General features: G+C 44.9%; 9 protein-coding genes and 2 pseudogenes. 3 read left to right on the forward strand and 8 right to left on the reverse strand.

Annotation, left to right across the window (positions count from 1 at the left end; translation table 11 throughout):
* Nucleotides 1-82: 82 nt before the first annotated feature.
* A complete protein-coding gene (locus E2980_RS25210; RefSeq protein ID WP_135154310.1) occupies nucleotides 83-634 on the reverse strand; it encodes a LysE/ArgO family amino acid transporter in 552 nt (183 codons plus the stop codon).
* Between the two features lie 202 nt (nucleotides 635-836).
* On the opposite strand from E2980_RS25210, the gene E2980_RS21620 reads away from it, so the two are divergent.
* Nucleotides 837-4,145, forward strand: coding sequence for a S8 family serine peptidase (locus E2980_RS21620; RefSeq protein ID WP_135154311.1), 3,309 nt, complete (start codon nucleotides 837-839; stop codon nucleotides 4,143-4,145).
* A gap of 45 nt (nucleotides 4,146-4,190) precedes the next feature.
* Nucleotides 4,191-7,136: a S8 family serine peptidase gene (locus E2980_RS21625; protein ID WP_167747216.1), complete on the forward strand. Its 2,946-nt coding sequence runs from the start codon at nucleotides 4,191-4,193 to the stop codon at nucleotides 7,134-7,136.
* A 205-nt stretch (nucleotides 7,137-7,341) separates the two neighbouring features.
* Here E2980_RS21625 and E2980_RS21630 read toward each other — a convergent pair whose 3' ends face one another.
* From E2980_RS21630 to E2980_RS21650, 5 genes are all read right to left on the reverse strand, one after another.
* Complete coding sequence (locus E2980_RS21630; RefSeq protein ID WP_135154313.1) at nucleotides 7,342-7,776, reverse strand: SRPBCC family protein; 435 nt, start codon at nucleotides 7,774-7,776, stop codon at nucleotides 7,342-7,344.
* A gap of 241 nt (nucleotides 7,777-8,017) precedes the next feature.
* A complete protein-coding gene (locus tag E2980_RS21635; protein ID WP_135154314.1) occupies nucleotides 8,018-8,575 on the reverse strand; it encodes a DUF4240 domain-containing protein in 558 nt (185 codons plus the stop codon).
* Nucleotides 8,576-8,873: 298 nt separating this feature from the next.
* On the reverse strand, nucleotides 8,874-9,887 hold the full coding sequence (locus tag E2980_RS21640) for a phosphotransferase (RefSeq protein ID WP_135154315.1): 1,014 nt from the start codon (nucleotides 9,885-9,887) through the stop codon (nucleotides 8,874-8,876).
* Between the two features lie 2 nt (nucleotides 9,888-9,889).
* The gene (locus E2980_RS21645; protein ID WP_135154316.1) at nucleotides 9,890-11,164 is read right to left on the reverse strand and encodes a stalk domain-containing protein; all 1,275 of its coding nucleotides are present in this window, start codon (nucleotides 11,162-11,164) and stop codon (nucleotides 9,890-9,892) included.
* A 128-nt stretch (nucleotides 11,165-11,292) separates the two neighbouring features.
* Complete coding sequence (locus tag E2980_RS21650) at nucleotides 11,293-11,805, reverse strand: GNAT family N-acetyltransferase (RefSeq protein WP_135154317.1); 513 nt, start codon at nucleotides 11,803-11,805, stop codon at nucleotides 11,293-11,295.
* 208 nt (nucleotides 11,806-12,013) lie between these two features.
* On the opposite strand from E2980_RS21650, the pseudogene E2980_RS21655 reads away from it, so the two are divergent.
* Nucleotides 12,014-12,429 (forward strand): annotated as a pseudogene (locus E2980_RS21655) (VOC family protein).
* Here E2980_RS21655 and E2980_RS21660 read toward each other — a convergent pair.
* Nucleotides 12,413-13,236, reverse strand: a pseudogene (locus tag E2980_RS21660) (VanW family protein). The pseudogenes E2980_RS21655 and E2980_RS21660 sit on opposite strands and share 17 nt — an antisense overlap.
* A complete protein-coding gene (locus tag E2980_RS21665) occupies nucleotides 13,233-13,811 on the reverse strand; it encodes a GNAT family N-acetyltransferase (RefSeq protein ID WP_135154318.1) in 579 nt (192 codons plus the stop codon). Before E2980_RS21665 ends, E2980_RS21660 begins: the two are co-directional and overlap by 4 nt.
* Nucleotides 13,812-13,813 lie beyond the last annotated feature (2 nt).

The following is a 13,813-nucleotide window of genomic DNA, read 5'->3' on the forward strand; positions in this document are numbered from 1 at the left end:
GAAGTGTTGTTTTTGTTTGTATCCGTTTCCTAAACATATGCGATAGTTAACATGGCAAAAGCCACGCCCTATCCGAAGTTTTCTAACTCACGACTGAAGTCACGAGTTTGCGAAAACTGATCATCAAATACACGGCTACTCCCCACATAACCACCGCTGATACTTTGTTTAGATAAAGGGCAATCTTGCCTGTTTTATCCTTGCTCCCTACAAACCGCCCTAATATGGCTAGCGAGAAGAACCAAATCCACGAAATCATAATGCAAGCGCATGTAAATGCTATTTTATCTAACCCTTGATACTTCAATGAACTTGTTCCTATAACCCCGATTGTGTCTAAGATCGCGTGCGGGTTTAGGATCGAGATCATAATGGTATAACTGATGAGCTTACCGGTTTTCTTGCTTCCCTCTTCTTGATTGGTATTACTCTCCGTTTTAGCTCTCCAGGTGATATAACCCATATAGATCAGAAAGAGAGATCCTAGAATGATTAATAAGGTTTTCATCCAAACGAAGCTAAGCACGATAACCGAAACACCTAAAACCGCAAATAGAATGAGGAATGTATCGCAGATCGAAGCAGCTATCACTATCGGAAGTACATTTAGAATCTTATTCCCAAAATATGACATAGTTCGATTATACTGCTTTGAAACCAGTTCAATAGACTGATTTTTTTAATAATTCAGATCATATATGATGCTATGCATAACGTGAATTTTGTAAAAAACCTAACGTCGTACATCTTAGAAGGTGACGGAGGTGAAATGACAATCAACTGAGAAAGAAGTCAATGGCTAGAAGAAAAATACTTTTATTAGAGGAAGTGAAGAAATGAATAGACACCAACGAAAGTTTTTATTTATCAGCTTTTCTCTATTTTTGACATTTAGTGCAGTCTCGCCGGCATTTGCAACGCAAGATCCCTCGGCTAACCCGAGAAAAAGTCAATGGACCGCAGAACAGACACCACAAGACGACATGATTACCGTTGAGCCGAATGAGACAGGAGATAGCACTGAACAGATTCCAACCATTCAACCTGAGAACAAGCAGGAATACGCCCCGGACCGGATTATTGTGAAATACAAAACCACTACCGCGTCTGCCTCCACATTTGCTAGTCCTTTATCGACACAGGTGGTAAGCGTTCGCAAGCTTAATAGCATTGGTGCTGAGGTTCTGAATCTATCAGCTGGCGCAGATATTAATAGCGTAATAGAAGAGCTGAAGAAGGATCCTAATGTTCTATATGCAGAGCCCGATTATAAGTTTTATATTGCGAATATTGAGCAGCCAACCGGCTTGAACCAAGCCATTGATACCTATTTAGCGGTAGCTGCTCCTGAACTCCCTAATGATCCGCTATTCCACGAACAATGGGGACTTCATAATACTGGACAAATACTTAACGGCGGAGAAGTTCCTGGCGGTACGCCCGATATAGACATCGATGCTCCTGAAGCTTGGGAAATCACCCAAGGTAGCAGCGACGTTGTCGTGGCCGTTATAGCTTCTGGCGTCAAGACCGATATTCCGGAATTAAAATATAATATTTGGGAGAATCCAGGCGAAGTGCCAGGTGACCAAATTGACAACGACGGTAATGGACTTGTCGACGATACGAACGGATGGGATTTCTTTTATGATGACAATTCACTATTCGATTTGAATGACGGGATAGCAGATTTTTTCGGCACTTATATGGCTGGTCTTATTGCCTCCTCTATGAATAACAATGAAGGCATTGCCGGCGTTGCTCCGAATGTTAAGATCATGCCGCTCAAGGTTTCCTCTAATGCAGGGGGACATTTTTCGGATCTTATTGATGCGATTCATTATGCTGAGAGTAAAGGTGTCAAAATTGCCAACCTTGGAATCGCGACTGACATATACAGTAAAGCTTTAGAAGATGCGATCGGCAGCTCCCAAATGCTGTTCGTTGTCCCAGCTGGAGAAGCCCCATCTTCGATGAATATCGATATTCAACGCTTATATCCTGCTTCCTTCGCCAGCCCTAACATTCTTACAGTTACAGGCGTAAATATTCTTGGCGAGTTAGCCCTTCAAGCTTCATTTGGTCAAGCATCGGTCGATGTGGCTGCTCCTTCGGAATTAATTCTTACGACCGCTCCTGATGTCAATATAGGCTACGCAGCGGAAATCGATAACGGTACGTACAAAGCCATTTATCACGGGATAGGCTTCGAGGAGATCCCTGTTTACCCAGAAGAATTCGCTGGGCAGCAGCAGGATATGTTCAACAGAGCAATGGATTTTCTAAAACCGGACAATGGGGACACGCCTAGCGTGCTGCTCGTACAAGACAATAAAGGTTTAAGCGGAGGAATCATCATTCCATTCGAAGAGGATTATAAGGATCCTACCTTGAAGATTTATGAAGACCTGTTAATGAATGCGGGATACACCTATGATGTCGAGACCGTACAGGATGAGACGCAGGACGGCCCTTCATTCGACAAATTGAAGGAATACGACATTGTCGTTTGGTTCACAGGGACTACGGGAACATTCAATGACGAAATTAAGCTTATTACGGACAATGATCAAGCGAACTTGACGAATTACCTTAACGGCGGCGGTCATCTGATGCTAACGGGTCAAGATGCGATCGACCATCTCTCTGATTCTGCATTCGTTCGAGATGTGCTGCACTTAGTCTTGGTTGGACAAGGCGGGGTGTTCGAAAGTACAACAGGTGTACCTGGTAGTATTTATGCAGACCAGTTCTATAAGTTATATGATTTTGCTTTGTTTTACGACATTGTATTGAGCAATGATCCTTCAATTACGAAAATCAATCTAAAAAACAAAGCAGGCCTATATTCGTTCAGACAAGGAACATCTTACGCATCCTCGTATGCTGCAGGCGTTGCAGCTCTAGTGCTAAGTCAGAATCCATACATGAGCTCCGTAGACATAAAGCAAAGAGTAACGAATAGCGGTAAAGCTCTCAGTTCATTGACGCGCACGACTGCCAGCGGAAGAATGATTAGCGCACATCGTGCGCTCTGGGACAAGGATATCCCGGGTACCCCTCTGCGTGATTCAGCAGTAAGCAACACGCTGGACGCAGCTTCAAATCCAGACCATGTCTACTCCATCGAGCTTCATACCGGAGAGAACGTCAATCTCTCCTTGACCGGTGACGCTGGTACTGACTTTGATCTGATCCTATACTCGCCGGCTGCAACAACGATATCGAAAAAGGAAAATGCTCTGGTTTTCTCTGAGAATCCTAATACTTCAAATGAATCTATCATTTATACCGCAACCGAAACTGGCACCTATTATATCAATGTCTATGCCTATGAAGGAGCCGGTAAGTATACATTAAGCGTGAATTCAGGAAATCAATCGGGCCTGTTTGAAGACGTCAATGAGTCTCTTCTATTCGAAGGCTCTTGGTCCTCCCTTTCCAAGTCTGCTTACTCTGGTGGAGCCTTAAAGCAAATTGATGCCCAAGGCAGCGTTGAATTTGGCTTTAGAGGAAACGTCATTGAATGGATCGGCTCTAAGAACGACAGCCAAGGTATTGCTAACGTGTATATTGACGGTTTAATAGTTGCTTCTCCTTCTTTGTTCAGCAAATCTTCTGTGACAAAGCAATCTATCTTCAAGAAGTCTTTACCGAATGGCCATCATTCCATCCGCATTGAATGGACGGGTCAGCGTGATCCTTTATCCAAAAAACCAAAGGCTGCCATTAACGTGGATGCATTTATCGTAACGAACTTAATTTCGTCGCTTCACCCTTCTACTGTCTTTAAAGGTCCATGGGGTACAAACTACGGTCTGAAATTCACCGACGGTATTCAAAGGTTTACTACAACTCCGGACAGCTCGGTAGAGTTCACATTTACGGGTACTCGAGTAACACTCTGGTCTAATATCGGGAAGAACCGCGGCAAAGCAAATATTTATATCGATGATAAACTCGTTACTGATGTACCCATTGATATGTATAGCGAAAAAATTCAATACCAGGTGCCGGTATTCACATCTGGTGATCTTCCAAATGGAACTCATAAAATTAAAATTGTTCACGCGGGACAGAAAAATGAACGTTCTACCAACAGTGTGATCACCATCGATGCCCTCGATGTATTGAACTTGAGCTAGAATGCGCATTTGTTACTATTATGTTGTGAAATGGGGAATCCGAACTTGAAAAAATCGCTTCTCAATAAATCGATATCACTCTTTACGGCCGTTGTTCTCTTGGGCAGTCTTTTATCGCAAAGCATCAGCGCAGCCGACTCACCTTCACAAGCATCTTCTTCTCCAATTGATAAAGCTAAGCTGCATAGTCTTATTCGTGAGTCTATCTTGCAAAGCTCCCCGGATAATTTTGAATTAGCTGCCAATAATGATGAAACATTAATAGCCGAAGATATTAACACCTCTTCCGCGGAAGATATTAACGTTATTATTCAGTTGAGCAAACAACCTGCTGCCGTCGGACGATATGCTGCCAAACTCGGAGACCTCGCGCTAGCCGCAGAGGCTACGGAGCAGATCGTGCAAACCGAGCAGACCTCCTTTTTGAGCAATGCCAAGGCGAAAGGCATCCCTTTTAAAGTAAATTATCAATACGTTACCGTCCTTAACGGAATGGAGCTTACCGTTAGGGCGAATCAAATTCCAGAGCTCGCCAAAATTCCTGGTGTTAAAGCAATTCATAAAAACTTAATCTATCATCCTATTGAAGAATCCGATTCCAGTGCGGCAGGAGTAAGCAATCCGATTTATGACAAAATCCCGCTTGAGCAAATCGGAGTCGACAAAGCGTGGGATATGGGTCTTACAGGGGAAGGAATGAAGGTGGGCGTACTTGATACAGGGGCCGATTATTTTCACCCTGACTTGAAGGATGCCTATGCTGGAGGATATGATTCTTTCAATCAAGATGAAGATCCTTATGAGGATACACCGGATCTCCTTAATAGTTATCCTGGCTCCGAGCATGGAACGCATGTGGCAGGAACGATCGTCGGTAGATTCTCAAATACCTCTTCCGTTAATGTTCAAAAGGGTGTAGCTTATGATGCTGAACTTTATGTGTATAAGGTGCTCGGCCGTCACCAATGGGACACAGGCGGATTTTACGGAACCTCGGCCACTATCATTGACGGTATTGAGCATGCGGTAAAGGATGGCATGGACGTTATCAATCTTTCACTAGGAAACAGCGTCGAAAAGGATCCCAACTCACCTGATTCCATCGCGCTTAACAATGCCGTGCTAGTAGGAGTAGTTGCGGTTGTAGCGAATGGAAATGAGGGCAGCTCAGGTCCCTACTACTATTCGATTGGCTCTCCGGCTTCCTCGCAGCTTGTCATTTCCGTAGCTGCGGCTACGAGTACGGACAAACGGTACTCTGCTACTGTAAAAGGCTCAGTTGCCTCTACAACCTACGAATCTAGGCTGGATCTCATAAGCTGGACAACTGACCAAGAAGCGTTCAGCTCCATACTAGGCACAGAACCATTAGATGCTGTGTTCGTAGGATTAGGCAAGCAGGAGGATTATGCGGGAATGGATGCCGCATATCTAGCTGATAAGGTTGTTTTTATATCTCGCGGTGAAATAACATTCGTAGATAAAATCAAGATCGCTGCCGAGCATGGGGCAAAGGCTGCCATTATTTTTAACGGAAACAGCATACAAAATAACGACGGGACAATCGTTCCCGACCTTTCCGATACGATTCTTGGACGAAATGGTCCGATCGGACCTATTGCATATCTTGGTGACGGATACCATTATATCCCGGCGTTTGATATGCCGGGCGAACAAGGACGAGCTTTAGCGCGAGAACTGATCAACCATCCCGATCAGACGCTGCAGTTCACTTTTCATAATGACTTTGAGTTATCTACCATTGCAGGTGATCGTATTGCCGATTTCAGCTCAAGGGGACCAAATTCGGACGGCAATTACAGCATCAAGCCGGATGTGAGCGCTCCAGGCGTTAACATCTTCTCCACCCTTCCGGCTTACGGCAAAGATCAACCGAACGTCAGCTATAAAGAAGCTTATGGACGGCTTAGCGGAACAAGTATGGCAGCTCCGCATGTCGCCGGACTTGCATTGCTGTTGAAACAACAGCATCGTGACTGGTCCCCAACAGACATTCGCGCGGCATTGGCCAATACAGCAGATGTAATCAATAACGAGAGCAACATCCAATATGATGTTTATTCTCAGGGAGCAGGGCGCGTGAACATTGCCAATGCCATCGAAACGCCTGCGATTGTGCAATCTTTAGATGAAATCACCATTTATGATGAGCATATGAAGCCGACAACGATTCCTAGCGAGGCGAGCAGCGTCAGCTTCGGAATGCTAGATCCCGACTCCAATTTAACGGCGGATAAGCTTCTGCAGCTTAAGAACATGTCAAAGAAAAAGACAACTTATAAAGCAAAGATAGTCATGCATCCGCGAGTCACTTCCGATCCTAATGACCCGATTGCAACTCCGGATGTTATGGATATCGAGATGTCGTTGAAAGGACTTCAAGGAAGAAGCTCCGATCAAATAACTGTGGCTCCTCACGGAAAGTTCGAGTTTTTATTAACTGCTAAAGCCACTACAAAAACGAAACACGGGGTCTATGAAGGTGAAGTATTACTGGAAAGCTCAGGATTCCCATCCTTGCATCTACCGTTTGTCATCCATGTGGGCGATGACTCCGGAGATAATGAATTTGCTATTCAAAATATGAGCCTGACCAATCCAACCGTCACAGAAGATTCTCCAATCGATATATCGGCTACGCTTGCCTCTGAGGACATTGTTTATCTTGTAGCTGCTATCTTTGACTTGAACGATGAATTAGTAGGAATAATAGGCGAGATCTATGACTTTGACGAAGAAAAATATATCATGAATCCGCTTCCTGCTGGCGAAATTATATTTCCTGATTTTAACGGCAGCTACACCCTTAATTATTTTTCCGAAGACTGGACAATCGTAAATGCCAAGCTTTCGAAGGGCATGTACAAATTGGCTATTATCGGATATACGGATGAATTTGAAGAAGGAGATATATCTGTCGCATTTAAATCTGTATATGCTGAAGACGAGCCGAATGCTCCGCATAAATGAAAACGACGGTAACGGTGGCGGTGGTGTAGCGGTAACATCTCAGACAGTAATCTGCTCAAAGCAGCCAAGCTAATTGAATTAAAGAATGAACAAAAGCCCTTTGCAGTCGGTAAAGTACCGATTGCAAGGGGCTTTTCTTAAGATTACTAATGTGTTGGTATGCCCTTGTCCTCTTCGATTTACCTCAGGAGTCTCTTGAATTTTATTAGTTTTCAAGTATGCTCTTTATTTTCATTAGATCCTTTTTATTTGCTTTTTTCATCATGAATGACATAAATGGACTGAATACCTTTGAAAATCCAGAGGGTTCTCCTCTATTTCTTAAAACCATTTGAGTTTTGTTATTGTTTATTGCTTTCCATGAATATGTTGTCTCCATTGGAAATGGTCCATCCACAGTTCTCATTACAAGTTTCTGGCCGGGAATAAATTCAATAATCTCGTAGACATATGAGAGTTCTTTACCTAAAAAACGTGCTTTAAATGCAATTCGAGATCCAATACTTAAAGGTTTCTGTGTTTGCCAATCTGAAGAAATAATATTCACATACCAATAAGGTGCGTTGTCAGGATCTGCAGCATAACTTGAAACAGATACTATTGGTTGATTAATATTTATTTCAGTTACTACATCGACCATTCTTTTCCCTCCGATTTATCTATTGTAATAGGAACCTGATCTGCTACAGTGGTTTCCGATAACGTTTCCGTGTTCACGACGTCCCACCACCTTAAGGTTCCGAAGGAACCAGCCGCGATGCGGTTAGGGTGCGGATGTGTCGCCTGAGTCCACTTCTTCGAAATACCTCTGGCGACCGAGGGGCGTATGCCCCGATGCGTGAACACATTGTTATAAGATGTCCCCGACTTCGAAGCGTTCCTTACGTCAGTGGGTTCTCTCCAAATCTATCCCATAAAAAAGGATACCTTACCTCTAGGTCTTCTTCCTCCCAATCAATTTCAATTTCTATTGGTTCAAAATTATAGCCCCGAGCTTCTAACTCCTTTAAAAATTTGGTTTTTGTATCATCGTTATACTCGAACATACCGGTTTTTTGATAAATGTACGCATCTGAAGCCACTGATAATAACTCTTCCAATTGGGGCGCAAATTCATCTTCTAGTAAATAATCTTCAGTTAAATATTCTGCTAGAAATTCAGGATTCTTCAATACCTGATTGAATACTTCTTCTCCTCGGGAGATTAACCAACACCTGAAGTAATCAAATCCATCATCGGAACATCCTCCCATTATTACAAAAGCTGCACCCCATAATGAAGATGTATATGATTGTTCCAACTTATTCTTAAACTCTATTTCGAATTGAATGATCTCTTCACTATTTTTCTTTATTAATTCTTTGGTTAACCATTCAACTTGTTCTACACCGTTCTTTTTGGAATTATTTATTAATTCCCAGAAGAAATTACTCGTCATTGAAACGAACCTCCGTTTGTTTTTATAGTTTTTTAATGCGGGGATTTATTATAAATAGATATATGAACCTCCCCTATACTTCGACAAATTACCCAACATGTCCTTTTATGGTTGTCTACCCCTATCGTAAGACAAATAAGACGTATCCGCGAATCCATGCGAATACGTCTCACTATTTATTTCATGCCATCAAATTTACCCTCTCAAATACCGAAGAAGCATGTCCTCCATACCTACCAAAATGTGTTTGTATCGCTCTTCGTTTCCTACGGTCATGAATTGAAGGGCGAGCCCATCCCTAGCTTGATAAATATCGAATGCTATGACTCCTCAACTTGTCTCCGATTTCCTCCAGATTCCTAAGCCCATCATAGGCGGACAACGTTTGTTCGCGAAGAACCTCTTCTCCATAGACTCCGTCTAAGTAACGACCAAGGAAATGGAGGAAAACATCAAGGATTCTAAGCTGGACGAGCAACGGAATAGCTTCAATCTCAGCTTTGTCCAGACTAAGCTGCACTCCGCACCCGTGGAGGAATTCCTCGATAGTGTCCAATGAGCGTTCGCCGTTTAAGAAACCGGATATCATGACCGCAATTTCCATAACCCTCAAATCCCAAGTACAGAACTCGAAGTCTAGTATCGCAACGACTCGATCTCGATCCTCTGCCCCCTCGCTTACAAGCGAATTGGAGTAGTTGATGTCTCCATGAATGAGTTGATGAGGCAGCGACCGAAATTGCGGCAAGTAGTCGCGGAATTTCACGATGGATTCATGCACCGTTCGCAACGCTTCTTTTTCTCCTGCGAATACCATCGGAGGACTTTGGCAGAAGGCAGCGACTTGGTCCGGCATACACAACGGATGAGCGGAATCCATCTCGTAATACGGAGGATATTGCGGCTTGCCTTCTACTTTCAGACCATTTAGTGCTTTACTTAAGTATCCGGTAGCCACACCGAAGGAATAGGCGATCCCTTTGCTTTCCCCATCGGGTCGGCGCCCTTCAATATAAATGAACAAACACGCCAATCGATCGGACCCATCATTCAGTTTCACGATCGTTTGGCCGTCATGGCCTCGAACAGGCACTGGAACTTGAAAAGGCAAAGATTTCTCGCTTAGAGCCAGTAAAATTTCATGCTCATAACGGATCTTGTCCTCGTCCTTGTGGGTTTCGTAGATTCTCAGGACCCACTTTCGCCCTTCCGCCTCCACGAACCGTGTCGTATTGTTCCAACCGGACTGTCCTTCGACAATGGTCCAATCCCCGCCGGCAAAATAGTTCCTCAAAACTTTGTCGAACAGCACCGTTACTCTCCTGCTTTCTCTACCACTCTATCAATCACATTGGCGATATCATCGCTATAGAACGTTAATCGCCAGAAAGACGCACCCTTTAATCCATACCGTTTGGCCAGGCCAAGCTTGTCATCCACCGTCGTTGTCGTTTCATTCCATAAGCTGATTCCCAGGATCAACTTGTTCGCGGGTACTCCAGCTTTAAGCGCAAGCTCGATGGCTTCCACGACTTTGGCATTAGGTTCCGGCGTATGATCGGGCGTTCCTTTCGGATTGTAATCATGAGCCATGAGGACCAAATCGTCCGCCAAAGTAGCTAATGTCTTGTAATCATAACCCTTGTAAGCACCGTTCGGAGGGGGTACAGCCAGAGATAGTTCAATATTTAATGCCATTAATTTATGATCCAGAATCCGTACATAATCGTTAATCAGTTTCTGCTGTCCAAGCGGATCAAGCCTTAAGCCAAGACCCTCGAAATCTAGCAATACGCCGCCGAACTTATTGTCTTCCGCTAGTCTCACAATATTATCGATGGCGTTATTCCGAAGCGTCTCATCGCTGAGCATCTTCGTGAGCTCGCCTTTGCCGTCAACCGAATATACCATCAAATAAGGCTTCTTCCCTTGCGAAGCAGCATCCAAAACCATCGACTCGGGCGTAATGTCACCCGCGGCTTCCGGCCAATTGAAGTCCACGCCTTCCAGCGTGAGCTCGCCATTCTCATTGATCCTAGTCCATCCGAAAGCGACGGAATCCATAGAAGCGATTCTCGCACGCTGAGAGAAGGATCCCATCGCATAGAAAGCTCTCAAGTGCATGGCTCTCTTCGGAGAGACAACCGAGATCGTATTCGTTGCCTTGCTCCATCCGACGTTCGCGCCGAACTGCGTACCGAAGAATTTAAGCGGAATAAGCACCTGCTGATTTACGATGAGAGGAGCTGCAATCATCTGTACGGCTTTTCCGTCTACTAGTGCGCTTTTCTTCCCCAAGCTCAGAACGACTTTGCGCGTCGTCCCGTTGACCAAACCTTCCGCACGAACGGATTTAGTCTTGCTATCCCAAACGACTTTTATTCCCAATGCTGTTGCTAACGACCGAAATGGAACCATAGTGACGTTGTTTTTAATCACCGGCGACGCGCCAAGCGGCAAAATTACATCGTCCAATACGACTTTAATCTCATTCTTAACGGTTGCTGCAGATGCAGTCCCCGTCCAACCGCTTCCTAGAATAGACACCGCTAACCCGATCGCCGCGGCTGATTTTCCCCATTTATTCATATCTCCGATTCTCCCATGGTGTTTGTATACTAGATTAGGAGAATTATAGCAGAATTAACCCTGTCGAGGGAACCGACCTAGGGACTATCCATCGATTCCAAAATCGTCCACTAGTTCCTCACTTCAAGTCATTCATCGAAAGTAAGTGCCATTAACTCTTCATCTAGATATTGATCGCCAACTCTTAACGCATTCTTTTCTACTCCGTACGTAATAAAGCCAAGTGATTGATATAGACGTCTACCCGAGTCGTTGGTCGTGGTTACACAGAGAAGGATTTGCTTGAAATCGTTCAATTGCTTCGATCTACTGATGATTTCGCTTAACATGAGCTTGCCTATTCCTTGATTCCTATGCGTACTGGATACATAAACTCCCCAGATCAATCCTTTATGCTTTAGCTTTAACGCCTGTTCCCTTCTGAAGCCCGCCATTCCAACCAGCGTATTTTCTGCATCGTAAACTCCAATGATATAATTGTCATCCGTCTCGCCGATTCTATCTTTGACTGAATCTATGGATTGTTGGACCGACTCTTCATAGGATGCGGCGAACGATCCAGGGTCACTTCTTAATGCCTCTAGTCGTAGTCGCCAAAATTCTTTCACTTCATCTTTGGTTATTCTTCTTAGGGTTATCACCGGGAATCACCTCGAAATTATTCTTTATTTCTTCCGGCAAAGCGATGTCCATAAAAACGGTAATTCTTAATCGTCTTTTCCATCAATAACCATCCTCCCAATCATTTATATACTCTACTCCTTCGACAATTTACTCCTCATTTCCTTTGTAGAAAAGACGCACCCGCATGAACGCCAGCGTTGAAAATATGATGAGGTGACCTAAGTGATGGCTTACAAATCGACTCATACGTACGTAAACTTGCCAGTGAAAAATTTGAACCGGACGAAGGAATTTTTCAGAGTATTGGCTTCGAGTTCAACCCCCAGTTTTCCGACGATAACTCGGCCTGCATGGTGATCAATGACAATACGTTCGTTATGCTGCTCGTTGAGTCGTATTTCCGGACGTTCATCAACAAGCCGGTGGCCGATGTCGCCAGCGCCGCTGGAGGGATTATCGCGCTCTCCGCCGACAGCAGGGAGCATGTGGACGAACTGGCGGACAAGGCGTTATCCGCGGGAGGCAAGCAATCCAAAGATCCGGCGGACCATGGCTTCATGTACGTCAGAAGCTTCGAGGACCTGGACGGGCATCTGTGGGAAATTGCCTATATGGACATGAGCGCTATGCCTCAGACGTAATTTCGCTGAGCAACGGAGAATACATCATGAGGGAATGATTCTCCGTAATCTCTTCTTCCCTCAACCATTCTCCATCCAACGCGTACACATCGCGATACAACAGATTATTCCGAATATACCCACCCCAAGGTTCGGACGTGATCGCGTGATCTCTTTCTTTTACTTCATAACGATAACGTGACGATTGTTCCGCTAACCAGCTTCCATGTAGATACTCGCCATCGAGATGTAACCGTAATTGATAAGTTACCGAAGTATTGTTCGTGATTTGAAGATCCCGATAATTATAAGTGCAAGTCGCCCCGCTGCCGAAGGGCTGGGTCCGGCTAGCGTCCGGAAACACGTCATAGCTATGGCGATGCCGTTCCGTAACGGTTAATTCCGTATGGAGCGTCATCCAGTAAATAAGGTTGGACAGCTGACAGAGACCGCCAGCTACTCCCGTCCTTAATTCGCCGCAGAACAATATCATGCCGTCCACGTACCCTTTGCGTCTCGTAGGATTTCCGAGCAACTGCCAATATGAGAAAGTCTCTCCCGGCGCAATAGTATTCCATCCAAACGAGGTACGGCTACCGACAGATTAACGACTTTGTTCCTCTGAAGCCACATCTCCGTATTGGCCAGCTTACGTATAAGAGGCGTGCGGTGTTGCATGATGACGTGAGTTAGCGGAGTTTCGCTCTTCTTCTTAGCGAATTTTACCCTGCTGAACATCCATTCCAGATAACGCCTTGAAGTATACGCCCATTTCCCGGCTCGCAATCGCAGAGGGGAACGCGGAATTGGCCGTAGCTGCGGCATCATCGGGTATCTTCCCCTTCACCGGTCACCGCTTGACTCCACGCTTTCCAATCCGACTTCAGTATGCCCATCTGAATGACGTCTACGTAACGTCCGTTCTTATATTGCCGCTCGCGAAGCCTTCCCTCTTGTTGAAATCCGCAGCTTAAGTAGCATCTGATCGCCCGCTCGTTGAAATCATACACGTCTAACTCCAACCGATTCAGATTCATTTCGTTGAAAGCGAACGCAGTCAGCAGCTTCATCGCTTCCGTCCCATAACCAAGTCCCATATGCTCAAGGGAGCCGATGACGATCCCGATGCGTCCGACCCGGTTTTTCCAATCAATGGAGTCCAGATTCACTTGTCCGATATAAGCCTCCGTCGAACGATCGGCGATAACGAATCCCCGACTGTCCGAGCTTCCCTCGAGAATTCCGTCAAGATAAGCTTCGGTCGACTCCTGAGCATGCGGATAGAGGAAAATATCCGATAAATGACAGACGATATTCGGATCATTCACCCATTGGCGAATCCAAGGCAGATCGTCTCGTCGGTACTCCCTCAGCATGATGCGGCTCCCTTGCAAGCGCGGCATGG

Source organism: Cohnella luojiensis (assembly GCF_004564235.1).
Taxonomy (GTDB): domain Bacteria; phylum Bacillota; class Bacilli; order Paenibacillales; family Paenibacillaceae; genus Cohnella; species Cohnella luojiensis.